Raw genomic sequence first — 23,941 nt, 5'->3', positions numbered from 1 at the left:
GCCCCGCCCGTGCCCCTTCCTATCCGCTTCCTATCCGCTTCCTATCCGCCGTACGGGAACCGGAGGGAACGGCCGGGCCTCAACCACACAAACAGGCCGACAGCAGTTCCGCGAAGCTGACGTCCTCCCGGGCCACTCCGAACACCTCCGCCCGTAGCAGCACCCGCTCCGCCCAGGCCCGGTGCGGCCGGGCCTCGTTCATCTTGTTGGTGTACGCGGAGCGCAGCACCCCGCCGCCGTCCTGCTCCTGCCGGAGGATGTCGCGGGCGTCGCAGTACTCCTCGTGCGTGACCACGGAGAGGGCGTGCACGGCGGGCACGTGGCTGGGGTGGATGCAGGTCTTGCCGAGCAGGCCGTTGGCCCGGTCGAGTTCGACCTCCCGGATCAGCCCGTCCAGGTCGTGTTCGATGATCCGGCGGCGGACCTCCTCACCGGAGGTCCGGGTGGTGCCGCCGCTGCCGCCGGCGGCACCGCCGACCGTGCCGCCGCCGGCGAACGAGCCTTCGGCGAACGGGGTGCGGCGCAGCTGGGGCTTGAACATCCGTTCCTGCACCGGGAAGTACTCCCAGACCGGGCCGGTGACGGTGTGGCCCGTGCCGTCCGCCCGGCCGAGCACGTTGACCACGTCTCCGATCACCGCCGCGACCAGCGCGACGTCGTACGCGGTGAGGTCGGGCGAGCGCCGCAGGCCGTACGCGGAGCAGAGGTCGGTGACGCCGAGGCGCAGGGCGAGCACCCGGTCCCGGTGCCCGGCGAGCAGTCGGGCGATGCCGAAGAGCTGCTCGCGGCGGGTCTCCAGGTGGGCCAGCTCGGGCGATTCCAGGACGGGCATGGCGAACAGCCGCCGTCCGGTGGCGGCTTCGGCGGCGGCGAGTGCGGCCAGGTAGGCGCCGCCGTTCTCCGGGGTGAACTTGGGCAGGACGAAACCGCTGAGCAGCTCGACGGCCGGACCGAGCCGCTCAGCGAGGTCGGGAATCTGGGCGGCGGCACGGACCCTGATGAAGAGGAGGGGATGACTCTGTGTGCAGTCGGTGAAATCCTTGACCAGGTCATTCAGCTGCTCGACCAGGTTCCGCTCCCCGGCGTCGACCTCGTGGTCGGCGATCGCGTCCTCCAGGCAGAGCACCATCGAGACCACGCCCCGAGCAGCCTGTTTGCGGATGTCGGCGGCGAGCGCGGGCCTGGTGGCGGGGCTGTAGAGGGTGCCGCCGAGCGCGGTGGCGAGCACCTCGGGCTCGCTCTGCGCGGTGAACGCGCGCGGCTGTTCCACGAAGAGCCGGCCGCGTACGTCCTCGGCGAGGTGGCCGAAATGGCGCAAGGTGCTCTCCTCCAGGAAGTGGACGGGCCTCCGGCCCCCTGCCGACGACGCTCCTGCCGACCGGACGACACCCTGGTCAACCGGCCGACCGGGCGCCCTGGTTCCCCGGACGCGTCACCCTCGGACGCCCCTCCGTCGAACCCCCCGGGGGCCTTTCGACCGCCCATCGTACGGACGGGATCCGGCCGCCCCCGGTTCCCCGGCACTGAACTCCCGGAACATCCCGGTCCACTTGGACGATCATGGGCTCCCGGGCGACAAACCCCGGGAAGCGCAAGTCTTGGCAAAGTCCGACCCGACGCGAACCGGTCCGGTCACGTTGTCCGAAGGGGTGGCGAACAGGCAGGATGGTCCGCTATGACGCACGTGATGGCCAAGGGCGCCAACATCGCACTGCCGGCGGCGGCGGTCCGCGCCGTGCTGCGCTGGAGCGCCGCGCCCGGTGCGCCGGACGTGGACGCGTCCGCGCTGCTGCTCGGCGCGACCGGCAAGGTCCGTTCGGACGCCGACTTCGTCTTCTACAACCAGCCGCGCCACCCCTCCGGCCTGGTCCGCCACCTGCCCAAGCAGCAGACCTCCGGCGGCGCCGAGATCATCGACACGATCGAGGTCGAGCTGGGCAAGCTGCCCGCGGACGTGGACCGCGTGGTGCTGGCGGGCTCCTCCGAGGGCGGGCCGTTCCGCACGGTGCCGGGCCTGCGGCTGCTGCTGTTCGACGCCACGGCCGGCGAGGGCGCGGCCGCGCTCGCCGAGTTCGAGATCAGCGACGCCGAGAGCGTCACCGCGCTGGTCGCGGGCGAACTGTACCGGCGGTCCGGATCCTGGAAGTTCCGGGCGATCGGCCAGGGCTACACCTCCGGGCTGATCGGTCTCGCCACCGACTTCGGCATCACCGTCGAGGACGAGGCGGCGGGCGCCGCTCCCGACCCGGCACAGTTCCCGGCACCCGCCTCCACCGCCTCCCCGACCGGCGCGGTCGACCCGCGCAGCACCCCGCTGCCGGACCGGCGCCCGACCGCCCCCGAGCCGGGCACCTTCACCCTGGCCCCGGCCGTCCCGCAGCCGCAGGCCCCGGCCACCCCGGTCCCGGCCGCCGCCACCGCGGGCGCGTCGACGGGCGCTCCGTCGACCCCGCCGCCGCCCACGGCCCCGCCGTCGGCCCCGCCCACCGCACCCCCGGCCGTCCCGCCGGCCCCGCCCACGCCGCCCCCGGGCCACCGGCCCGGCACCGGGTACGGCTACCCCCAGCAGCAGCCGGGTACGGGGTACGGCTACCCGCAGCAGCAGCCCGGCACCGGGTACGGCTACCCGCAGCCCACTCAGCCGTACCAGCAGCAGCCCGGTACCGGGTACGGCTACCCGCAGCCGAACCAGCCCGTCCCGCCGCAGCCGCACCCGGGCAGCTACGGCTACCCGCAGGCCGGCACCGGCCAGCAGCCGCCCGTCCCGCCGCAGCCGCCGACGGCCCAGCCCCCCGCGCCCACCGGCGAGGAGTTCGCGCTGCCCCCGCAGGGCCCGCAGTTCCAGCCCCGCTGACGCCCGCCCGGGGCGGCGGCCGCCCGACAGCGGCGGTCCCGCCCCGGACGCGCAGCGACCGGAAGGCGCAACGCCCCGAACGCGGAGCGACGCGAACTCGCAACGCCCCGGACGCGCAGCGACCGGAACCGGCCGGTCACCACGCGGCCCGGTGGGCCCCGGGCCGGACACCGAGACTCCCGCCCCCGCTCTGGGCACCGCCCGGCCCCTCGCCGCCCGGCTCGTCAGTCGCCGCCCGACTGCCCCTTGTAGCCGCGCTGCCACTGCATCCCGAACCCGTACAGCCGGTCGATGTCCGACTGGAACCCGTTGACGTACCGCACCTCGCGGCGCACGGTCAGCTGGTTGTCGCCCGCGTTCTCGATCAGCACCACGGCGCAGGAGCGGGCCGCCCGGGCCCGCTCCTCCAGCTTGATCTCGATCCGCGGCCCGGTCTGCGGCACGATCGTCACGACCGCCTGCGACTGCTCGAAGGCCGGCGTGCCGTCGTAGATGTAGACGAAGATCAACAGCCGCTTGAACTTGTCCTTCTTCTCCAGGTTGACGTACATCGTCTCGCCCGAGGGCGCCCCGTACTGGTCGTCGCCGCTGAGCTTGACGTACGGCGCGTTCTGGAGGTCGCCGAAGAGGCCGCCGAGCGGCTGCACCACGCCCGTGGAGCCGTCGGAGAGTTCGTACATGCAGGCCAGGTCGAGGTCGACGTTCATCGGCTCGTTGCCCTGCGGTGAGTCCGGCTCCAGCGGGCTGAGGATCCGGGGGCTGAAGAACCGCTTGACCGTGTCCCGGGTGCTCGGCCGGCCGGAACCGGCGCGCATCGACCAGTGCAGGTTGACGTAGAGGTAGCCGGTGGTGGCGGCCGACCCGGTGATCGCGTGCTGCGGGGCCGACTTGGTGAGTATGACCTTGTGCTGACCGCCCGGGTTGTCGAAGGTGTAGCTCCGGTCCCCGCGCAGGTACTCCCAGATCGAGACCATCCCGTCCTCTCCCCCCGCTCCCGCCAGGCGATCTGACGGTCCGCCGACCAATGATCGGGCATCGGCCCGGCCGACGGATACCCCGTCCGCTTCCTCTCCTACCCCGTCCGGCCACCACCGGTCACCGACCGGCCGGACCGCCGGGCGCACGAGGCGCGAAGCACCGGGCGCACGGGGCCCGCACCGCCGGGCGCACGGGGCCGCACCGCCGGCCGAAGGCCGAAGCACCGGACGCGCGGGGCCCCGACCACCGGGCGAACCACGGGCGAAGCGCGGGCGAACCGGTGGGCCGATTGGCAGGAGCAAGCCGCCCTCCCGTAACATGCCGCCACTTCGGACGCGATATCGTCTAGCCGCACAGGTGTCCCGTCCGCCCCTGCGCGGGCGCGGTGGGGCACGCCGTGCGGTGACGAACGATCCGTCAGGCAGTGCCCGCGCGGCGGGACCTGACCGCCTGTGTCGCACTGTGTACCTGTCCCCTGCGGAAACCCGAGGCCCGACCCGCAATGAACCTGACCTCCATACAGCTGGTCTGGACCGTCGTCGGCGGCGCAGCCCTGCTGTTCGTCGCCGTCCTGATGGCGACGCTGCGTTTCAAGAACTCGAAGAAGGACGAGGCGACCGACTCCTGGGAGCGCAGTGAGGAGCGCCGCCGCCGCAAGGAGATGATCTACGGCATCTCCTCGTACACGCTGCTGTTCTGCTGCGCCGGTGTCGCCGCCGCGCTGTCCTTCCACGGCCTGGTCGGCTTCGGCAAGGAGAACCTGGGCCTGGCCGACGGCTGGGAGTACCTCGTCCCGTTCGGCCTCGACGGCGCCGCGATGTTCTGCTCGGTGCTCGCCGTCCGCGAGGCCAGCCACGGTGACGCCGCGCTCGGTTCCCGCCTGCTGGTCTGGGTGTTCGCGATCGCCTCGGCCTGGTTCAACTGGGTGCACGCCCCGCGCGGCTTCGGCCACGCCGGCGCCCCGCAGTTCTTCTCCGGCATGTCGATCTCGGCGGCGATCCTGTTCGACCGCGCGCTGAAGCAGACCCGCAAGGCCGCCCTGCGCGAGCAGGGCCTGGTGCCCCGCCCGCTGCCGCAGATCCGCATCGTCCGCTGGCTGCGCGCCCCGCGCGAGACCTACGCGGCCTGGTCGCTGATGCTGCTGGAGAACGTCCGCAGCCTGGACGAGGCGGTCGAGGAGGTGCGCGAGGAGCGGCAGGCGAAGCTGGACGCCAAGGTCCGCGCCCGCACCGCCGACCGCCGCGAGCGCGCCGAGCTGAAGGCCATCTCCCGCCAGGGCGGCGGCGTGCTGTCCCGGGCCCGTGGCGGCCGCCAGGTTCCCGCCCTCACGGCTGCCGGAGACGGCCCGAGCACTACGGAGCCTGCCCTAGCCGCGGAGTCCGACGCCACCACCTCGACCTCGCGGACCTCGGCGGGCAGCTCCGACTCGTACGAGCCGGCCGCCCTGGACACCGGCCGCCGCGCCCGCGCCGCCGTCGGTTCCTCGTACTCCTCGTACTCCTCCCCCTCGACGTACTCGTCGTCGTCCTCCTCGACGTACTCGTCCTCCTCCTCGACCTCGTCGACCTCGTCCTCGGCCTCCTCGTCGATCGACGCCTTCGGCTCGTCCCGGCGGAGCTCGTCCATCGACCTGACGGCCGACGACGACACCCTGTCGATGCCGAAGCTGGACTCGCTGGAGCGCAAGCTGCGCGCGATCGAGCAGCAGCTCGGCTGACCGCCCCTCCCGCAGGAACGGGAAACGGCCGCCCCCGGGAAACCCCGGGGGCGGCCGTTCTCGTGTGTGCGGCGGACTCGGCGCCGGTCCCGGTTACTTGCCGGAGCCGGCCGTCCCGGCTACTTGCCGGAGCCGACCAGTTCCGGTTCCTCGTCCGCGCCGTCCGTGCCCTCGCGCCGGTTGCGCAGGATCGACGAGCCGAGCGCGAGCCCGATGAAGGCGACGCCGATCAGGCCGGTGACGATCTCCGGGATGTGGTACTTGATCCCGACGAGCAGGATCGCCGCCAGGGCGCCGATCGCGTAGTGCGCGCCGTGCTCCAGGTAGACGTAGTCGTCCAGGGTGCCCTTGCGGACCAGGAAGACGGTCAGCGAGCGGATGTACATCGCGCCGATGCCGAGGCCCAGGGTGATCTGGAAGATGTCGCTGGAGATGGCGAACGCGCCGACCACGCCGTCGAAGGAGAACGACGCGTCCAGGACCTCCAGGTAGAGGAACAGGAAGAAGGCGGCCTTGCCGGCGACCTGGACGACCGACTTGCCGGACTTCTCCGCCTCCTCCTCGCGCTCGGCCTCTTCCTCCAGGCCGGACTCGAAGATCGACGAGAGGCCGTTGACCGCCAGGTAGGTGATCAGGCCCAGGACGCCGGCGAGCAGAACGGTTTCGGCGTGCTCGGCGGCGAAGAAGCGGGAGGCCAGCACCAGCGAGACCAGGGCGATGACGGTGGAGAGGGCGTCGAGCTTGCCGATCTTCTCCAGCGGACGCTCCAGCCAGCTCAGCCAGTTGTGCTCCTTCTCCTCGAACACGAAGTCCAGGAAGATCATCAGCAGGAAGATGCCACCGAAGGCGGCGATGGCCGGGTTGGCCGCTTCCAGGTACTGGCCGTAGGTGAGGCCCTCGTGGGTCTTGTCGGAATGCAGGGCGAGGTCGATGACGGTCGCGGGGTTGAGCTTCGCGGTGAGGCCGACGACCAGCAGCGGGAAGATCAGGCGCATGCCGAAGACGGCGATGAGCACGCCGACGGTCAGGAAGATCTTCTGCCAGTACGGGTTCATCCGCTTCAACACCGTGGCGTTGACCACCGCGTTGTCGAACGACAGGGAGATCTCCAGGATGGAGAGGATCAGCACGATGCCGAAGCCTTGGGCTCCCCAGAGCAGTCCGGCCGCGATCAGGCCGATGGCGGTGATCGCGAACGACCAGCCGAATGTGCGGAGGAACACGGGAGTTGGCTACCTTTCGGGTTCTGGCCGTGTCGGGGGCGGCCTCGTCCCCGAGACTCCCTGACCGGGCCCCGCCCGATCAGGTCACCCCCGCACTGCCCTCAGTTCTCATGATCGGGTCGGGTGCGATGGTCCGATTTCCGCCCTTACTGTACGTTCACGCCGAAGTCGAGTGCGATGCCGCGCAGGCCGGAGGCGTACCCCTGGCCCACCGCGCGGAACTTCCACTCGCCCGCGTAGCGGTACAGCTCGCCGAAGATCATCGCGGTCTCGCTGGACGCGTCCTCGGACAGGTCGTAACGGGCGATCTCCTGGCCGTCGACCGAGTTGACGACCCGGATGTAGGCGTTGCGGACCTGCCCGAAGTTCTGCAGCCGCGCCTCGGCCTCGTAGATCGAGACCGCGAAGACCACCTTGTCCGCCTGTGCCGGGACCAGGTCCAGGTTGACCAGGACCACCTCGTCGTCACCCGTGTCGTCGCCACCGGTGAGGTTGTCGCCCTGGTGCTCCACCGAGCCCTCGGGGCTCTTGAGGTTGTTGTAGAAGACGAAGTACTCGTCACCGAGCACTCGTCCGCCACCGCAGAGCAGGGCGCTCGCATCGAGGTCGAACGGTGCGCCCGTGGTCGAACGGGCGGACCAGCCGAGGCCGATCTGGACCTGCGTCAGGTTCGGCGCGGCCTTGGTGAGCGAGACGTTGCCGCCCTTGGCGAGCGTGACCACCATGACGTTCTTCCTCCCTTGCTTCTCCCGGGGCGCCTTCCAGGTGTAGTCCCCCGCGGCCCCGGCCGACCGGCTCCGGTCGGCTGAACTTCCTGAACTCACATCCTCGCAGCGCGCCGGGCCGTCGCGGCACCGGGTCGGACGAACCCCCGACCGGCCCGCGCCCGTCCGTACGAACGGCCGCGCGCGGGGCCGCCCGCACACCCCGCGCGGACGGCCGCGGGCACGGGCCCGGCGGCCCCGCGGGCGCCGGTACGAAACCGGGGCGGGGGGGGGGGGCCCCCGCGCCGCGCCGGGGAGGGGGTGGCGTGGTGCCGGTCCCGGCGGGTGTCAGTCCTGGTCGGCGTCGGGCCCGGCCTGGGGGTCAGTCCCGGTCGGCGTCGGGCCCGTTGTCGGGGATCCAGGAGCCGTGGACGCCGGCGGTGACGCGGCGCGGCAGGTGGACGGCGGCCACCTGGTCGAGGCCGGAGGCGTCCAGGACGAGCAGCCGGGAGGTGTCCTGCTTGAGGTCGGAGACGACGGTGAGGAGGTAGCCGTCGTCCTCGCGGGTGGCGCCGGCGGCGGGGACGAAGAGGGCCTCGCTGGGCAGCCGGGCGTCACCGACCGGGCGGAGGTGGCGTTCCCCGGTGGTGCGGTCGTACTTGACGATGCCGTAGCCGCCGAGGTCGTCGTCCGGGAAGGAGACGGCGTACTGGTAGCGGTGCTCGGCGCCGAGGTAGTCCTCGTTGATGGTGGGGAACTCGGTGGCGAGGTCGTCCACGGTGTCCTCGTCGACGGTGCCGGTGTCCGGGTCGATCACCCAGCGGCGGTTGAAGGAGCGGGAGGACGGCTCGCTGCCGCGCCCGGGGGCGCCGGTCCACCAGTTCCAGGAGCGTTCGAAGCCCTCGCGGTCGACGGTGGGGCCCTCCAGCACGATCCGGCCCCGGGCGTCCTCGTAGGCGTTGGCGGCGTGCAGCATGCTGCCGGGCCGGACCGGGTACCAGCGGATCCGTCCGGCGCCGCCGGGGGTGCGCGGCATCACGCCGATCCGGGCGGGCTGTTCGTCCTTCCAGCCGTAGGGGATGCCGGAGCGTTCGGTGGGGTCGAAGGTCACGTTGCCCTCGACGAAGACCACGTGGCTGCGGGTCAGGCCGAAGTCGTGCTTGAGAGCGGCGCTCGCGCCGGGCACCTCGACGCTGCGGACGATCTCTCCGCTCGCGTCGGCGACGTGGTAGGTGAGGTACGGCGGGACGGGCGAGGAGCCGAAGAAGTGCAGCTCGCCGGTGACGGGGTCGACCTTGGGGTGGGCGGTCATCGCGGTGCGCAGCCGCCCGCCGAAGTCGTAGGCCCCGACGGTCTCCAGTTCGGGCGTCAGCTCGAAGGGGAGGTTGGCCTCGCACAGCGCCAGCAGCCGTCCGCCGTGCTCGATGACGTGGGTGCCGGCGACGCTGGCGGTCAGGTCCGGGCCGTGCTCGGTCATGTACGGGGCGCCGTCCAGGGCGGGGGTGCGCACCCAGCGGTTGCGGTACCACTCGGCGCGCCCGGCGCGCAGCCGGACGCCGTGGACCATGCCGCTGCCCTTGAACCAGTGCGTCGGGGTGACACCGGGCTTGGGGTTGTGGCCGTTGCGGACCAGCCGGCCGGTGAGCTCGGGGGGCAGGGTGCCCTCGACGGTCAGCTCGGTGGCGGTGATCTCGTCGGCGACGGGGGTGTAGTGGCCGGTGAGATAGGGCTTGCCGGTCATGGTCGGGGCCTCGCAGTCTCGGTGGGGCGGGATCGGGTGGTGGGGCGGGATCGGATGGCGGGGGGCGGGATTCGGTGATGTTCCGTCAGAGGCGCTTCTCCGCACGGTTCTTGAGGCAGGTGAGCCAGCTCTCCAGGGAGGCGCGCAGGGCGTGGCCGAGTTCCTCGGGCATGGCGTCGACGGGCTCGCCGCTCCAGGACTCCTCGGTGTGGACGGTGACCTGTCCGCCGGTCTGCTCGAAGGTCCACACGTGGATGCCGTCGATGCCGTTGGCGGGGCCGCCCCAGACGATCCGCTCGCCGGGCACGAGCTCGTGGACGGTCGAGGTGATGGTCATGCCGTGGGTGCGCCAGGTGAACAGGGCGCCTTCGGCGAGCGGGCCGTGGAGGCGGGCCTGGTCGATGTCGGTGTTCCAGACGGGCCAGTCACCGATGTCGGTGTGCAGGGCCCAGACGGTGTCGAGCGGGGCGTCGATCACGGTGGACAGGCGGACGACGAGGGGGGCGGTGGGGTCGACGGTGTACATGGTGGGGTTTCCTCTCAGATATATGTGTGGTTGACCACTCACACTCGTGGCCGAAGAAACGGCGGGCGCGCGCAGCGGGCGCGCGCCCCGCCGGTGCGGGGTCCGGGGCCGAACGGGTCGGCGGCGGGTGCGGGTCAGTAGTGGGTGATGCCCGCGGACAGGGTCCTGGTCCAGGGCGCGTCCACGGCGTCCGCGCCCATCGAGACCAGCAGGTGGCAGAGCATCCCGGTGGCGAAGAACTCCTGGATCTGCCGCTCCTCGCCGCCGGAGGCGCCGCGGACGTACTCCACCAGGCGGGCGTAGCCCTGGCGGACCGCCTCGCGCACGGCCGGCTCGGAGACCGCCGCCGCCTGGGCGTGCAGCTGGATCAGCATCAGGTCGTTGTCGCTGATCAGCCGGGCGTACGACTCCCCCATCGCGTGCAGCACCACCTCCGCCGAGCTGCCCTTCGCCTCGACGGCGGCCAGCTCCAGACTGGCGCGCACCTGGACGAAGCAGTGCTCGACGACGGCGACGAAGAGCGATTCCTTGCTCGGGAAGAGCCGGTAGACGTACGCCTGGGAGATGCCCGCGGCCTTGGCGACCTCGGTGGTGGTGGTCCCGAAGTAGCCACGGGCGGCGAAGGCACCGATCGCGGTGCGCAGCACCGTCTCCCGGCGCTCCTCGGCGGTGGACAACTGTCGGCGGCGTTCCGTCTGCATGTGAGTACTCAACCACTCACACTTACGGGGCGTCAAGACCCCGGACGCACCCCGACCACCCCGACCGCCCCGGACGCACCGCGGCCGCCCGTCGGAGGGGTGCTCCGGCGGGCGGCCGCGAAGGGTCGCCGGCGGGTCAGTAGCGCAGGGCGGCGGCGATCCGCCCGCTGTCGGCGAGGGTGTCGTCGGGGACGAAGCTGACGGTGGCGCCGGTGTCGAGGGCGCGCTCGATGACCTCGTCGACGATGTCCTCGCGGGCACCGGACTGGTCGGACTCGGCGGGCACGAGGTGCTCGCCGTCGTCGCGGACGGTGGCGCGGTAGTTCTCCTCGACCACCAGCCGGTCGATCCGGCCCTCGCCGGCGGCCCGCCAGACCTCGTCCAGGCCGGCGGCGAACCCCTTGCCGCCGCGGGCCTTGTCGAGCACCGCGAGGGCGTCGGTGACCTCGCGCTCGGCCCGGGCGCGCACGGCGGGCTCGACCACCCGGCGCACGGTCTCGGCGCCGGCCTGGGCGAGGCCGCCGTGCGGGATCTGCGCGGCGGCCTGCTGGGCGATCGGGCCGACGGCGTCCAGCAGGGCGAGCGCGGCGGCCTCGCCGACCACGTACAGCGGGCGCGGGTCGGCGGCGAGCACTTTGCCGATCCCGGTGTCGGCCTGCCGCAGGAAGGTCCTGGTCTCCTCGTCGCGGAAGGTGCTGGGCGTGTCGCCGATCTGCTCCTGCCGCTCGGGGTCGGGGTTGTCGTGGACGCGCACCAGCGGGAAGCCGTCGCCGGTCTCCTCGACGACCCGCTCCCCGGTGCCGCCCCACAGCGCGACCCGGTCGGCGGAGACCGCGAGCACCCAGTGCGGGCGCTCGGCGGCGTGCGCGGCGACCAGGTTGCGGGTGAGGAAGGTGTCGGACACGACCACCCGGGCGGGGGCGGTGCGCCCGAGTGACAAGACCCGGTGCTCACCGGGCGCGACGAGGACCGCCAGGCCGTCCTCCGCGTGCACCAGGTCGACCTCGGCCGCGGCCCGGTCGAGCTGCTCCAGCACGTCGATCCGCTCGGCCCGGGACACCGCCGGGTCGGCCTGGACCCGCTCCTTCGCCTCGGCCAGCAGGTTGCGCAGCCGGACCGGGTCCTGCGCGTTGTCCGGCTCCCGGCGGTGGGTGGGCATCAGGATCGACACCACCGGGTAGGGCCGGGGCCGGCGCAGTTCGGCGAGGACGGCAGGGCTGAGGGCGGGGTGCATGGAGACCCTTTCCGAAGGCGGTTCGGCCTTCTGTGCGTGGACGCGCGAAGCCTGGCGCTGCTCCCCCCAAATGCCCTCAATCTACAGATCTGCGGCTTTCCGGCGCGCGGAAAGGGCTCCGGAGCGCGCGGCCGGGACCGCCCCGGCCGGGCCTGTTGGGGCCCCGGACGCGCGGCGCCCCGCCGGCGCCGCCCGGGCGGGGGCGGGCGGCGGCGGGACGCGGCGGTGGGTCAGAACCGGACGTCGGTGCAGGAGTAGAAGGCGTTGCCGGTGTCGGCGATCTCCCAGACGGCGACGATCACCTGGTGGCCGGTGCGGCCGGTGGGCAGGGTCGCGGTGTGGGTGGTGGTGGCGGCGGGCCGGCGGCCGTTGTAGGGGACGGTCAGGAACGGGGTCAGGTCCAGGGCGGCCCGGGTGATCGGCCGGGAGGCGTCGTAGCCGGGCTTGGTGAGGTAGTACGTGAAGTTCGTGGTGGAGTGCCGGGCCTCGATCTCCCAGGTGAAGGTGAGCTGCCGGCCGGCCGTCACCGTGGTGGTGGGCCAGGTGCCGCCGCGCGGGTCGTCCAGCGGCGCCCACCGGGCGTCCCCGCCGGCGCAGATGGTGCCGTCGGCCGGGCCGCGGCCCGGGAAGCCCTTGGGGCCCTCGACGCTCTGCGGCTCCCACTGGATGTCGCCGCAGTCCCAGGGGACGGCGTTGGCCCCGCAGAGTGCGGAGCGGCTCGGCGGCTGGTTGACGAAGCCGTGCGACTGGGCGGGCAAGGCCGTCGCGATCGGCAGGGCGATCGCGGCCGCGGTGGCCGCGATCAGGTGGCGTGTGCGCATGGTGCTCCTCCGTGGGGGTGGATGGAGTGTGCGCCCGGCGCGGGGCGTGCGCGTGGGGGTGCGCGTGGGGCCCTGCCATGACATGGCATGCTCGCGCCAGACCGGTTGCGGACACCGTAGGAGCCGCCTTCCCGCGCGTCAATGGTCTGAACCATTCCGGCGCCACCGTGCGGCCGTCGGGGTGCCGCACGGCCGCCGGAGTGCCGCGCGAACGTCAGGGCGTCGCGTGAACTCCGGGGGAAAGATACTTGCACAAGCTTTATATAAGCTCTAGCCGATATTTCATTTCATGGCGTATTCTGACTGGAGTACATCCACATCCGGAAGGAGACCAGGCCCCATGACCGCCACGGACCCCGCGCTCACCGCCCTCGCCAACGGCTGGGGCGCACTGTCCCTCCTGCACGGCAGGATCGAGTCCCACATCGAGCGCGCCCTGCAGTCCGGGCACGACCTGAGCGTGCGGGAGTACTCGCTGCTCGACGTGCTCAGCCGCCAGCACGACGGGGAGGGCGGGCACCTGCAGATGAAGCAGGTCGCCGACGCCGTCGTCCTCAGCCAGAGCGCCACGACCCGCCTGGTCACCCGGCTGGAGGACCGCGGCCTGCTGCTGCGCTACCTGTGCCCGACCGACCGCCGCGGGATCTACACCAACGTGAGCGAGGACGGCCTGAAGCTCCTGGAGGAGGCCCGGCCGACCAACGACGCCGCCCTGCGGGAAGCGCTCGACGAGGCCGCCCGCAACCCCGAGCTGGCCTCACTGGTCGAGGCCGTCGAGGCCGTCGACGCCGCTTCGTCCCGCAGCTGACCCCGGGCGGCCCGCCGGCCGCTCCCCCACCCGACCGGGCCCGACCCGCCCCTGCCGCCCCGCGGCACGGACGCGTCGGGCCCGGTCGCGTTTCCCGGCACCCCGACACCCCGACACCGACCCCGGCGCCACCGACACGGGCCCGGCACCGGCCCGACCGCCCCGGCCGGAACACCCCCGACCGGAACACCCCCGACCGGAACGCCCCCGACCAGGCCCCATGGCGAACGCCTCCTGTCGGCGTTTGCACTTATCGCGCGTCTGCAACTATTGTGAAAGCACGCTAGGCGCCCACTCAAGCAACCGCACAGAAGGGACGGCCCATGCCTCTCGCTCTCCTCGCCCTGGCCATCGGCGCGTTCGGGATCGGGACCACCGAGTTCGTGATCATGGGCCTGCTGCCCCGGATCGCCGGCGACTTCGGCGTCTCCATCCCCAGCGCGGGCCTGCTGGTCACCGGCTACGCCCTCGGCGTCGTCCTCGGCGCGCCGCTGATGACCGCGCTCGGCACCAGGATCAACCGCAAGACGATGCTGATGCTGCTGATGGGCCTGTTCGTGGCCGGCAACCTGCTCTCCGCGTTCGCCCCGACCTTCCCGCTGATGCTGGCCGGGCGCATCGTGACCTCCCTGGCCCACGGCGCCTTCTTCGGCATCGGCTCGGTCGTCGCCGCCGACCTGGTCGCCCCCGGGAAGAAGGCCGGCGCCATCGCCACCATGTTCACCGGGCTGACCGTCGCCAACATCGTCGGCGTGCCGCTGGGCACCTTCGTCGGCCAGGCCGTCGGCTGGCGCACCACCTTCGGCGGCGTCGCCGTGCTCGGCGTGCTCGGACTGCTGGGCATCGCCAGGCTGGTGCCCGCGATGCCGCGCCCCGAAGGCGCCCACCTGCGCGGCGAGCTGACCGCCTTCCGCAACCCGCAGGTGCTCCTCGCGATGGCGATGACCGTGCTCGGCTTCGGCGGGGTCTTCGCCGCGATCACCTACGTCGCCCCGATGATGACCGACGTCGCCGGCTACTCCGAGGGCGCGGTCACCTGGCTGCTGGTGCTGTTCGGCGTCGGCATGTTCCTCGGCAACCTGCTCGGCGGCAGGTACGCCGACCGCAAGCTGATGCCGATGCTCTACACCACCCTCGGCGGCCTCGCGGTCGTGCTGGCCCTGTTCACCCTCACCGCGCACGACAAGGTCCTGGCCGCCGTCACCATCCTGCTCGTCGGCGCCCTCGGCTTCGCCACCGTCCCCCCGCTGCAGAAGCGGGTCCTGGACCAGGCCCACGGCGCGCCCACCCTGGCCTCGGCCGTCAACATCGGGGCGTTCAACCTCGGCAACGCGCTGGCCGCCTGGCTCGGCGGGACCGTCATCGCCGCCGGCCTCGGCTACACCGCCCCGAACTGGGTCGGCGCCGCCCTCGCCGCCGCCGCGCTCGTCCTCGCCTTCTGGTCCGCCGCCCTGGAGCGCCGCGACCGGGCCGCCGCGACCGTCACCCCGGACGCCGCGCCCCGCGCCGCCGCCCTGCACCACTGACCGGCGCCCCGCACCACCCCCACCGCACCACCCGCACCGAGCACCACCACCCCCACCACCCGCACCGAGCACCGCACCGCACCACGGGAGAACCACCCATGAGCACCACCACCGCCGTCGCCCCGCTGACCATCACCGACGCCGAGACCCTCGTCTCCGCCGCCCGCGCCGCCGCCGAGGCGGCCGGGGTCGCGGTCGGCATCACCGTCCTGGACGCGGGCGGGCACCTGCTCGCCTTCCGCCGCGACGACCGCGCCGTGCTGATCTCCGGCGAGACCAGCACCCGCAAGGCCTACACCGCCCTCCAGCTGAACGCCCCGACCGCCGACCTGGTCGACCTGGTCAAGCCGGACGGCCCGTTCCACTCCCTGTCCACCGCGCTGGACCGCCCCCTGCTGTTCATCGCCGGCGGCATCCCCGTCCACCGCGACGGCCGCCTGATCGGCGCCATCGGCATCGGCGGCGGCGCCCCCGAGCAGGACCACGCCTTCGCCACCGCCGCCCTGGCCGAACTCCGCTGAGGCACCGCGCCCCCGGACGACACGGGCGGGGCGGTGCGGCGGGGACACCTCCCGCCGCACCGCCTCGCCCGTACCGGGCAATTTCCGCCGCGTCCCGCGGCCGGTCGCGCACGGCGGCGCCCCGGTGTGGCAGGCAGGAGGACGGCGGCCCCGCCCGTGCCGGGCGCACGGGCCGCCGTTCCCCCCGCGACCGAACGGAGCCCCCATGCGCCGACGCCACGGCGTCCTGCTGACCGCCGCCCTCCTGGCCCAGCTCGCCGCCGGCCCCTCCCACGCGGCGGCCCCCGCCCCCGCCGGGTGGGAGAGCACCGACCAGTGCGGGGTGGTGCGCAGCGGCGACACCCCGCTCGGCGGCGCCGAGGTGACGCTCTACCAGGCCGGGGACGGCGAGGGTGCCGCGCCCCGGGTGCTGGCCCGTGCCCGCAGCGCCGAGGACGGACGCTTCACCCTCGGCTACCGCCGTCCGCACGACCCGCGCGCCGTGCTGTACGTGCTCGCCGACCTCGGGCGCCCCGCGGGCCGGGCCCCGCAGGGCGCGCCGCCGGACGGGGCCGGGCCGGACGGGGCCCGGCGGGGCGGGCCGGCCGTGCTCGCCGCGGTGCTCGGCGGCGCCGCCGCCCCGCCCGAACTCGTCGTCAACGAGCGCACCACCGTCGCCGTCGCCTACGCTCTGTCCCGCTTCACCGGCCCGGACGGCGTCTCCGGCCCCCACCCCGGGCTGCAGAACGCCGCGGCCGTCGCCCACAACCTGGCCGACACCGGCACCGGCGACGTCGCCGCCCTGCTCGCCGCGCCGCCCAACGGCGCCCTCACCTCGACCATGGCCGAGTTCAACACCCTGGCCGACCTGCTCGCCGCCTGCGTCACCGGCGGCGCCTGCGACCGGCTGTTCGACCTGGCCCGCAGCCCCGGCCACGACCGGCCCCGCGACACCCTGCGCGCCGCCGTCGACATCGCCCACGACCCCGGGAACAACGCCGTCGGCCTCTTCGACCTCGCCGCCACCACCCCGACCTACCGGCCGGCCCTGCCCGCCGCCCCCGACGCCTGGACCGTGGCCCTGCGCTACGACGGCAACGGCCGGGAGCTCGACGGCCCCGGCAACATCGCCTTCGACGCCGACGGCAACGCCTGGGTCAGCAACAACTACCGCTACGGCGCCGACCCCGCCGTCCCGGTCTGCGGCGGCCGCACCGTCCTGAAGTTCACCCCCGCCGGCCGGGACGCCCCCGGCGCGCCCTACCGCGGCGGCGGCCTGTACGGGGCCGGCTTCGGCATCACCGTCGACGCCCGGGGCAGTGCCTGGGTCGGCAACTTCGGCTTCCAGGGCGACGGTTGCCCCGTCGACCCGGCCCCGCTGGAGCGCAGCGTCTCCCGGTTCGCCGCGGACGGCACCGCGCTCTCCCCGCGCGAGGGCTGGCGCGGGGGCGGCATCGTCCAGCCGCAGGGCATGGCCGCCGACCGGGCCGGCACGGTCTGGGTCGCCAATTGCGGCGGCGACAGCGTGACCCGGATCCCGGAGGGCGACGCCACCCGCGCCCGGGAGGTCCCCACCCCCGCCCTGAGCAAGCCCTTCGGCACCGCCGTCGACCCCGCCGGGCGGCTGTGGGTCAGCGGCAACGGCAACGACAGCGTCCAGGTCCTGGCCGCCGACGGCACCCCGGAGCGGACCGTCACCGGCGGCGGCCTGCGCCGCCCGCTGGCCGTCGCCACCGACAGCAGGGGCTACGCCTGGGTCAGCAACAGCGGCATCCTGCCGGTGCCCTGCGGGAACACCACCGCGGACGACTTCGCCGCCGCCGTCGGCACCGATACCGGCTCCGGCCCGCTCCCGGGCGCCTCGGTCACCCTGATCGGGCCCGACGGCACCCCGGCCCCCGAACCCTTCACCGACGGCGGCCTGTTCCTGCCCTGGGGCGTCGCCGTCGACGGGGACGACACCGTCTGGGTCGCCAACTTCGGCGGCCACCGCGTCGCCCGGCTGTGCGGCACCGACCTCACCGCCTGTCCGCCCGGGTTCCGCACCGGCCAGCCGATCTCCCCGCCCGGCACCGGGTATCCGAGCGACGGCCTGGAGCGCAACACCGGCCTGCAGATCGACCCCTCGGGCAACGTCTGGCTGGCCAACAACTGGCGCACCGTGCCCGTCCGGACCAACCCCGGCGGCCACGAGCTGGTCGTCCTGGTCGGCGCCGCCGCCCCCGTCCGCACCCCCCTGCAGGGCGGACCCGCCCGGCCCTGACCGGGCGCTGACCTGCGGTTCCCCGCGGCGCCGGCCCCACTGCGGGGCCGGGGCCGTAGGGGCGACTACCCGCCGGTACCGGTGGCCGCGGCGCGCCGTCGGGAACACTGCGCCGATCCGGCGCACCAGCGCGCAGCAGACCCGGGAGCCGTCCATGCCGCCGTCCGCCCGCCAAGCCCCTCCGGCCGCCGCGAGCCCGACCGAGCGGGCGGCGCTGCGCCGTCTGGGCGAGTGGTGCGCCCGCCACACGGTGATCGTCATCGTGCTGTGGATCGTCGCCCTGGCCGGGGTGCAGGCCGCCAACAAGACGATCGGCGGCACCTACTCCGACGACTTCTCGCTGCCCGGTACCCAGGCGCAGCAGGGCCGTGACGTCCTGCAGGCGCACGAGCCGGCCGCGGCGGGCACCAGTTCGCAGGTGGTGCTGCACGACCCGGCGCAGCTGGGCGGTTTCCAGCCGCAGATCGCGCAGGCGGTCTCCTCGCTCCAGCAGTTGCCGCACGTGGTGTCGGTGCAGAGTCCGCTGCCGCCGCCGGGTCAGCCGTCCCCGCCGGGCGGTCCGCTGTCCGCCGACGGGACGACCGGGTACATCACCGTCCGGTTCGACACCGCGCCGACGCTGCTGGGCACCGAGTACCTGGCCGGGGTGGACGAGGCGGTGGCGCCGCTGCGGGAGGCCGGGGTGCAGGTGGAGTACGGGGGGCCGCTGGGCGAGCTGGCCCGGCCGGCGCCGGACGACCGGGCCAGTGAGGCGATCGGGTTCGCGGTGGCGATCGTGGTGCTGCTGGTGGGGTTCGGCAGTGTCGTCGCGGCCGGGCTGCCGCTGTTGACGGCGTTGTTCGCGGCGGTGGTGGGGCTGGGGGTGCTGGGGCTGATCGCGGCGCTGTCCACCTTCGCGACGGTCGCGCCGACGCTGGCGACGATGATCGGCATCGGGGTGGGCATCGACTACGCGCTGTTCCTGCTGACCCGTCACCGGCAGAACCTGATGGACGGGGTGGATCCGGTGGCCTCCGCGGGGCAGGCGGTGGCCACCAGCGGGCGGGCGGTGCTGGTCTCCGGCTGCACGGTGATCATCGCGTTGTCCGGGCTGTCGGTGTCGGGGATCTCCTTCATCGCCAAGCTGGGTGCGGCGGCGGCGGTGACGGTGGTGTCGGCGGTGCTCGGGGCGCTGACCCTGCTGCCGGCGCTGATGGGGTCGATCGGGCGCCGGATGGACCGGGTGTGCGTGCGCCGTCCGATCGCCGAGGCCGGCGGTGACGGGGGTGTGGAGGGCGGGAGCTGGCACCGCTACGCCCGGCGGGTGGAGGCGAACCCGTGGCGGTACCTGGCCGTGGGGGTGGCGGTGCTGGCGGTGCTGTCGATCCCGTTGTTCTCCATCCAGCTGGGTCACATCGACGACGGCGCGGACTCCACCTCCTTCACCGACCGGCGTGCCTACGACCTGATGTCCGCGGCGTTCGGTCCGGGGTCGAACGGGCCGCTGACCGTGGTCGTCGACCAGAGCGCGGTGCCCGCCGGGTCGCGGCCGGCCGTGCTGGCCGCGGTGCAGCAGTCGCTCACGGGTGTGCCGGGCGCCGCGAGCAGCACGCCGTTGCAGACCAGTCCGGACGGCGCGGTGCTGTTCGGCACCGTCGTCCCGGCCGACCGGCCGCAGGACCGGGCCACCACCGACCTGGTCAACCGTCTGTCGGACACGGTGCTGCCGGACGCGGTGGCGGGCACCGGGGCGAGGACGTACGTGACCGGGAACACCGCGGCCCAGGTCGACTTCCTGGACATCGTGGCGAGCCGGCTGGCCCTGATCATCGCGGTGGTGGTCGGGCTGGCCTTCCTGGTCATCCTGGTGGTCTTCCGGGGCCTGCTGGTCGCGGTCAAGGCGGCGGTGCTCAACCTGTTGTCGATCGCGGCCTCGTACGGGGTGGTGGTGGCGGTGTTCCAGTGGGGCTGGGGCGGGCAGGCGCTGGGGGTCTCGGGGAAGGTGCCGATCGAGAGCTACGTGCCGATGATGATGTTCGCGATCGTCTTCGGGCTGAGCATGGACTACGAGATCTTCCTGCTGTCGCGGGTGCACGAGGCCTGGCTGCGCACGGGACGCAGCCGGGACGCGGTGGCGCACGCGCTGGAGATCACGGCGCGGGTGATCACCTGCGCGGCGTTGATCATGGTCAGTGTGTTCGCCGCGTTCATCGTCAGCGACAACATCGTGATCAAGATGATGGGGCTGGGCCTGGCGGTGAGCGTGCTGGTGGACGCGACGGTCGTGCGGCTGCTGCTGGTGCCGGCGGTGATGACGCTGCTGGGGGCGAAGGCGTGGTGGACGCCGCGCTGGCTGGACCGGGTCCTGCCGCACCTCGACACCGAGGGCGAGGGCGAGCGGGCGTAGCGGCCGGGCAGGCCGTGGACGCCGCTGCGGACGCCGGCTGAGCCGTCGGCCCCGCGCCGGGCGGCGGCGGTCAGCAGGCCGTCGTCCGATCCGGTGGCGGCCAGCGTCGGGGCGGGTGTCGGGGTCCGGGACGGTGTGCCCGGCCCGGTCGGGGACGGCGCGGGGGCGGGGGCGGCCGTCGTCGGGGCCGCGGTGGTCGGGGCTGCGGTGGTCGGGGCGGTCGTCGGGGTGGACGGCACCGGGGCGGGGGTCGTCGGGGTGGACGTCGGGCCGGCCGTGGGCGTGGGGGCGCAGGCGGTGCCGCCGTTCCAGGAGGCGATCGCCAGGCCGGAGAACGGCTCGTCCGGGTAGTGCGGCAGCGGGTGGTCGCTGTCGCTCCCGTCGTACTTCTCACCGACCGCGTAGAGGGCCAGTTCGCCGTAGCAGCGCGGCAGGTGGCCGGTGACGTCGAGGGTGTCGCGGTAGTGCTCGCGGGTGAGCGTCGTGGTCGCCCAGCCGAGGAAGGTCTGGCGGCCCGAGGTGGCCCAGGTCGGGCCCTGGGCCTCGTAGGAGCCCAGCGAGACGTGGTAGTCGCAGCCGGCGGCCGGTTCTCCGGCCAGTCGGACCTGGACGGTGGCGGACTCGGCGGGCATCGTCGCGCTGTTCGTCCAGTGGGCGCCGCCGTCGACGGAGTACTGGAGCGGTGCGCGCCCGCAGTCGGGGGCGGCGTGGGCGGCGGGCGCCGCGAGGGCGGCGCCGCCGGCAGTGAGGGCGGTGAGGGCGACGGCGGTGAGCGCCGGCAGGCGGCGCGGGTGCGGGTGCATCGGGAACTGCTCCTGGCGGGTGGATCGGGTCGGGGAAGGGTGGGGCTGCGGGCCCGGGCGGTCCGGCGGGCGTCGGCCCGCGGGGCTCACCGGGTCGCGGGTGACGGGTCGGCGGGGTGCGGCGCGGCGGGGTGCTCCCCGGAGCCGTCGCCCTCGATGTCGATGTGCGGCAGGAGGCGGTCGAGCCACCGGGGCAGCCACCAGTTCCCGTCGCCGAGCAGGACCATGGTGGAGGGGACCAGCAGGCCGCGGACGACGGTGGCGTCCAGGGCGACGGCGGTCGCCAGGCCGATGCCGAACATCTTGACGACCGGGTCGTCGGAGAGCAGGTAGCCGAGGAAGACGGCGACCATGATCAGGGCGGCCGAACTGATGATCCGTCCGGTGCCGGCGAGTCCGGCCACCACGGCGCGGCGGTTGTCCCGTTCCTTCAGGTAGCCCTCCCGCACGGCGCTGAGCAGGAAGACCTCGTAGTCCATCGACAGGCCGAAGAGCACGGCGAACATCAGCAGCGGCACGTAGCCGGGCACGGGCACGGCGCCCTCCAGGCCGATCAGCCGGGCGCCGTGGCCCTGCTGGAAGACCGCGGTGAGCACGCCGTAGGCGGCGGCGACCGAGACCAGGTTCATCACGGCGGCCTTCAGCGCGACGACCGGCGAGCGGAAGGCCAGCAGCAGGAGCAGGCCCGCGACGGTGAGGACGAAGCCGACGACGAGCGGCATGCGCTGCGCGATCCGCGCGTTGAGGTCCGCCTGGGCGGCGGGGGTGCCGCCGACGTGCAGCACCTGGCCGCTTCCCGCGGTGGCGGCGGGCAGCACCTGCGCGCGCAGGCGGTGGACCAGGGCGGTGGTGGCGGGGTCGGCGGGGGCGGTGGCCGGGGTGACCTGCCAGCGGACGGTGCGGCCGTCGGCGGCGGGCGCGGGCGGGCTGACGGCGGCGACGCCCTCCGCCCCGCGCAGCGCGGTGGTCACGGCCGCGGTCCGGGGGTCGGCGGTGCCCGCGGGCGCCGGGGCGGGCAGGACGTCGACGACCTGGAGCACGCCGTTGGCGCCCGGGCCGAAGGCTTCGGCCATCCGGTCGTAGGCGGTGCGGCTCATGCTCCCGGCGGGCTTGCTGGCGGCGTCCAGCTGGCCGAGGTGCAGGCGGGCGGCCGGGACGGCGAGGGCGCCGAGCAGGGCCAGGCCGGCCAGCAGCAGGGGCCAGGGCCGGGCCGCGACCAGGGCGGCGATCCTCCCCCAGCCGCGCGGGCGCCCGCCGGGGGCCGGGGCGGCCGCGCGGGGGGTCAGCCGCCGGCCGAGCAGGACGAGGGTCGCGGGCAGGAGGGTGAGGTTCACGCCCAGCGCCGTGACCACGGCGATCGCGGGGGCGAGCGCCAGGGCGTACAGCAGCGGCAGTCCGCCCAGGGCCAGTCCGGCGAGCGCGGCGACGACGGCACTGCCGGCGAAGGCGACGGACTTGCCGGAGCCGGCGGTGGTGCGCACGGCGGCGTCCTCGATGCCGGCCCCGGCGGCACGCAGGTCCCGGAAGCGGGTGAGGCCGAAGAGGGTGTAGTCGATGCCGACACCCAGGCCGATCATGGCGGCGATGGTCTCGCCGGCCTCGGGCACGTCCATCAGGTGCCCGGCCAGGCCGAGGACGGGCAGCGCGATGCCGAGCCCGATCACACCGGCGAGCAGCGGCAGTGCGGCGGCGACGGGGCTACCGAGGGTGAGGGTGAGGATCACCAGGGCGGCGCCGAGGCCGATGGCCTCGCTGCGCCCGGTGCTCCCCTTGTCGACCGCGGCGGCCAGGTAGCCGCCGGGGGTGACCTCGACGCCGGCCGCGGTGGCCGGGGCCGCCGCGGCGAGCACGGCAGCGGTCGTCGCGGGCGTCACCTCCCGTCCGGTGACGTCGAGTTCGACCGAGAGGTAGGCGGTGTGGCCGTCGGCGCTCATGGCGCCCGCGCCCGCCGGGTCGTAGGGCGTGGTGACGGCGGCGACGTGCGGGACGGCGGCGACGGCCGCGGCCGCGCTGCGCACCGCGGCGGCGGTGGCCGGGTCGGTGAGGGCGGGGCCGCCGGCCGGGGTGTGGAGCAGGACGGGCTGCTTGCCGGAGGCCGGGGCGGGGAACGCGCGGTCGGCGAGGTCCCGCGCGGCCTGGCTGTCGCTGCCGGGAATGGAGACGGCCTCGCTGGTGACGCGCCCGAACGTCGCGAGGGCGGTGAGCGCGGCGGCCGCCAGCAGCAGCCAGGCCGCGACGACCCGCTTGGGCCTGCGGGCGCACCAGCGCCCCACAGTGGTGAACATCGGCGACGGACAGCCCTTCTCGTGCGGCGGGAGGCGCGATCGGGCCCCCGCCAAACTCATTGCACTCTCAGTGCAACGCGTACACTTGCACTCACGGTGCAACAATGTCAACGAGAGGGCGAGGAGCCCACGTGAAACGGACCGAGGCCGCCGCGCCCGTCCCTGACGGGCGCACGGAACGCGGGCGCCAGACCCGCGAGAAGATCGCCGACGCCGTGCTGTCGCTGCTCGACGAGAACCAGGCGCACTTCCCCGCCGACAAGGTGGCCGAACGGGCGGGCGTCTCGCGCCGGCTGGTGTTCCACCACTTCGCGGACATGGCCGAACTGGCCGAAGTCGCCGTCGACCGGCGCCTGGAACAACTCGCGGCCCAGATCAGGCCGTTGCCCACCGAGGGGCCGCGCGAAGTGCGGGTGGCGGCCATCACCGAACAGCGCGCGCGCATCCTGGAGGGCGTCACCCCGGCCAGGCTCGCCGTCATGCGGTTGGAGAACCCGTCCCCCCGGGTCCTGGAGGCCGTCCGGCAGATGCTGGACTTCGCCCGCCTGCGGCTCGCACAGGTCTTCGCGGCGGAACTCGACCCGCTCCCCGGGCCCGCCCGCACGGACCTGCTCAACGCCCTGGACGCGGTGACCACCTGGAGCGCCTGGCACCACTGGCGCGACAGCGGCCTGAGCGTCGAACAGGCGCGGCACACCATGGCCGCCGCCGTGCACGCGCTCCTCACCGGCGCCGTCGGGGCGGAGGGGGCGGACGGACGGGGATGAACCCCGGCCCCCGCCGGGGGGGGGCGCCTACACCCGGGCCGGGGGCCGGCGGGGGGGGGGGCTCCGCGGAAGGAAAAAGTTTGAATGGGCTATCGCTGCAACCA

At 74.1% G+C, this 23,941-nt stretch carries 18 protein-coding genes; 8 read left to right on the top strand and 10 right to left on the bottom strand.

The genetic code is table 11. The annotated features are described in order from the left end of the window. Positions 1-79: 79 nt before the first annotated feature. The gene (locus tag ACFV0O_RS30105) at positions 80-1,318 is read right to left on the bottom strand and encodes an HpcH/HpaI aldolase/citrate lyase family protein (protein ID WP_380346813.1); all 1,239 of its coding nucleotides are present in this window, start codon (positions 1,316-1,318) and stop codon (positions 80-82) included. A 357-nt stretch (positions 1,319-1,675) separates the two neighbouring features. On the opposite strand from ACFV0O_RS30105, the gene ACFV0O_RS30100 reads away from it, so the two are divergent. After that, entirely contained in the window at positions 1,676-2,854 is a 1,179-nt protein-coding gene (locus tag ACFV0O_RS30100; protein ID WP_380346811.1) for a TerD family protein, read from the top strand. Positions 2,855-3,078: 224 nt separating this feature from the next. Here ACFV0O_RS30100 and ACFV0O_RS30095 read toward each other — a convergent pair whose 3' ends face one another. Then, positions 3,079-3,828: a Tellurium resistance gene (locus tag ACFV0O_RS30095; protein WP_360249366.1), complete on the bottom strand. Its 750-nt coding sequence runs from the start codon at positions 3,826-3,828 to the stop codon at positions 3,079-3,081. A gap of 506 nt (positions 3,829-4,334) precedes the next feature. On the opposite strand from ACFV0O_RS30095, the gene ACFV0O_RS30090 reads away from it, so the two are divergent. Further along, positions 4,335-5,549: a DUF2637 domain-containing protein gene (locus ACFV0O_RS30090; RefSeq protein ID WP_380346809.1), complete on the top strand. Its 1,215-nt coding sequence runs from the start codon at positions 4,335-4,337 to the stop codon at positions 5,547-5,549. 119 nt (positions 5,550-5,668) lie between these two features. Here the strand turns inward: ACFV0O_RS30090 and ACFV0O_RS30085 are convergent, their stop codons facing one another. The 7 genes from ACFV0O_RS30085 to ACFV0O_RS30055 form a co-directional block, all read right to left on the bottom strand. Then, positions 5,669-6,772 carry a DUF475 domain-containing protein gene (locus ACFV0O_RS30085; protein ID WP_380346808.1) on the bottom strand — a complete coding sequence of 368 codons (1,104 nt, stop codon included), beginning with the start codon at positions 6,770-6,772 and terminating at the stop codon, positions 5,669-5,671. A gap of 146 nt (positions 6,773-6,918) precedes the next feature. Further along, positions 6,919-7,497, bottom strand: coding sequence for a TerD family protein (locus ACFV0O_RS30080; protein WP_360249357.1), 579 nt, complete (start codon positions 7,495-7,497; stop codon positions 6,919-6,921). A 361-nt stretch (positions 7,498-7,858) separates the two neighbouring features. Then, a complete protein-coding gene (locus ACFV0O_RS30075; protein WP_380346807.1) occupies positions 7,859-9,217 on the bottom strand; it encodes a carotenoid oxygenase family protein in 1,359 nt (452 codons plus the stop codon). An 85-nt stretch (positions 9,218-9,302) separates the two neighbouring features. After that, positions 9,303-9,743, bottom strand: a complete 441-nt coding sequence (locus ACFV0O_RS30070) for an SRPBCC family protein (protein ID WP_380346806.1) — start codon at positions 9,741-9,743, stop codon at positions 9,303-9,305. Between the two features lie 134 nt (positions 9,744-9,877). Continuing rightward, on the bottom strand, positions 9,878-10,444 hold the full coding sequence (locus tag ACFV0O_RS30065) for a TetR/AcrR family transcriptional regulator (RefSeq protein ID WP_380346805.1): 567 nt from the start codon (positions 10,442-10,444) through the stop codon (positions 9,878-9,880). Between the two features lie 136 nt (positions 10,445-10,580). Further along, on the bottom strand, positions 10,581-11,678 hold the full coding sequence (locus ACFV0O_RS30060; protein WP_380346803.1) for a chemotaxis protein: 1,098 nt from the start codon (positions 11,676-11,678) through the stop codon (positions 10,581-10,583). Positions 11,679-11,908: 230 nt separating this feature from the next. Next, a complete protein-coding gene (locus ACFV0O_RS30055) occupies positions 11,909-12,499 on the bottom strand; it encodes a lytic polysaccharide monooxygenase (protein WP_380346801.1) in 591 nt (196 codons plus the stop codon). Positions 12,500-12,839: 340 nt separating this feature from the next. Between ACFV0O_RS30055 and ACFV0O_RS30050 the strand changes: the two genes are divergently transcribed. From ACFV0O_RS30050 to ACFV0O_RS30030, 5 genes are all read left to right on the top strand, one after another. Further along, positions 12,840-13,307: a MarR family winged helix-turn-helix transcriptional regulator gene (locus tag ACFV0O_RS30050; protein WP_380346800.1), complete on the top strand. Its 468-nt coding sequence runs from the start codon at positions 12,840-12,842 to the stop codon at positions 13,305-13,307. A gap of 323 nt (positions 13,308-13,630) precedes the next feature. Next, on the top strand, positions 13,631-14,833 hold the full coding sequence (locus ACFV0O_RS30045; RefSeq protein WP_380346798.1) for an MFS transporter: 1,203 nt from the start codon (positions 13,631-13,633) through the stop codon (positions 14,831-14,833). A 98-nt stretch (positions 14,834-14,931) separates the two neighbouring features. Continuing rightward, the gene (locus ACFV0O_RS30040) at positions 14,932-15,354 is read left to right on the top strand and encodes a heme-binding protein (protein ID WP_380346797.1); all 423 of its coding nucleotides are present in this window, start codon (positions 14,932-14,934) and stop codon (positions 15,352-15,354) included. A gap of 205 nt (positions 15,355-15,559) precedes the next feature. Then, positions 15,560-17,596 carry an NHL repeat-containing protein gene (locus ACFV0O_RS30035; protein WP_380346796.1) on the top strand — a complete coding sequence of 679 codons (2,037 nt, stop codon included), beginning with the start codon at positions 15,560-15,562 and terminating at the stop codon, positions 17,594-17,596. Positions 17,597-17,750: 154 nt separating this feature from the next. Next, the gene (locus ACFV0O_RS30030) at positions 17,751-19,982 is read left to right on the top strand and encodes an MMPL family transporter (protein ID WP_380346794.1); all 2,232 of its coding nucleotides are present in this window, start codon (positions 17,751-17,753) and stop codon (positions 19,980-19,982) included. Positions 19,983-20,871: 889 nt separating this feature from the next. Here ACFV0O_RS30030 and ACFV0O_RS30025 read toward each other — a convergent pair. Continuing rightward, positions 20,872-23,070, bottom strand: coding sequence for an MMPL family transporter (locus tag ACFV0O_RS30025; RefSeq protein ID WP_380346793.1), 2,199 nt, complete (start codon positions 23,068-23,070; stop codon positions 20,872-20,874). 131 nt (positions 23,071-23,201) lie between these two features. Between ACFV0O_RS30025 and ACFV0O_RS30020 the strand changes: the two genes are divergently transcribed. Next, a complete protein-coding gene (locus ACFV0O_RS30020) occupies positions 23,202-23,837 on the top strand; it encodes a TetR/AcrR family transcriptional regulator (RefSeq protein WP_380346791.1) in 636 nt (211 codons plus the stop codon). Positions 23,838-23,941: the final 104 nt, after the last annotated feature.

The organism is Kitasatospora sp. NPDC059577 (assembly GCF_042735475.1).
Taxonomy (GTDB): domain Bacteria; phylum Actinomycetota; class Actinomycetes; order Streptomycetales; family Streptomycetaceae; genus Kitasatospora.
The sequence above is the reverse complement of the archived record's forward strand: the minus strand, read 5'-3'. Positions and strand labels throughout refer to the sequence as shown.

Excerpts from the sequence above, each read along its gene's own strand:
- ACFV0O_RS30095 (WP_360249366.1), bottom strand. The coding sequence starts at position 3,828 with ATGGTCTCGATCTGGGAGTACCTGCGCGGGGACCGGAGCTACACCTTC.
- ACFV0O_RS30060 (WP_380346803.1), bottom strand. The coding sequence starts at position 11,678 with ATGCACCCCGCCCTCAGCCCTGCCGTCCTCGCCGAACTGCGCCGGCCC.
- ACFV0O_RS30090 (WP_380346809.1), top strand. The coding sequence starts at position 4,335 with ATGAACCTGACCTCCATACAGCTGGTCTGGACCGTCGTCGGCGGCGCA.
- ACFV0O_RS30080 (WP_360249357.1), bottom strand. The coding sequence starts at position 7,497 with ATGGTGGTCACGCTCGCCAAGGGCGGCAACGTCTCGCTCACCAAGGCC.
- ACFV0O_RS30075 (WP_380346807.1), bottom strand. The coding sequence starts at position 9,217 with ATGACCGGCAAGCCCTATCTCACCGGCCACTACACCCCCGTCGCCGAC.
- ACFV0O_RS30025 (WP_380346793.1), bottom strand. The coding sequence starts at position 23,070 with ATGTTCACCACTGTGGGGCGCTGGTGCGCCCGCAGGCCCAAGCGGGTC.
- ACFV0O_RS30100 (WP_380346811.1), top strand. The coding sequence starts at position 1,676 with ATGACGCACGTGATGGCCAAGGGCGCCAACATCGCACTGCCGGCGGCG.
- ACFV0O_RS30055 (WP_380346801.1), bottom strand. The coding sequence starts at position 12,499 with ATGCGCACACGCCACCTGATCGCGGCCACCGCGGCCGCGATCGCCCTG.
- ACFV0O_RS30040 (WP_380346797.1), top strand. The coding sequence starts at position 14,932 with ATGAGCACCACCACCGCCGTCGCCCCGCTGACCATCACCGACGCCGAG.
- ACFV0O_RS30070 (WP_380346806.1), bottom strand. The coding sequence starts at position 9,743 with ATGTACACCGTCGACCCCACCGCCCCCCTCGTCGTCCGCCTGTCCACC.
- ACFV0O_RS30045 (WP_380346798.1), top strand. The coding sequence starts at position 13,631 with ATGCCTCTCGCTCTCCTCGCCCTGGCCATCGGCGCGTTCGGGATCGGG.
- ACFV0O_RS30035 (WP_380346796.1), top strand. The coding sequence starts at position 15,560 with ATGCGCCGACGCCACGGCGTCCTGCTGACCGCCGCCCTCCTGGCCCAG.
- ACFV0O_RS30030 (WP_380346794.1), top strand. The coding sequence starts at position 17,751 with ATGCCGCCGTCCGCCCGCCAAGCCCCTCCGGCCGCCGCGAGCCCGACC.
- ACFV0O_RS30050 (WP_380346800.1), top strand. The coding sequence starts at position 12,840 with ATGACCGCCACGGACCCCGCGCTCACCGCCCTCGCCAACGGCTGGGGC.
- ACFV0O_RS30065 (WP_380346805.1), bottom strand. The coding sequence starts at position 10,444 with ATGCAGACGGAACGCCGCCGACAGTTGTCCACCGCCGAGGAGCGCCGG.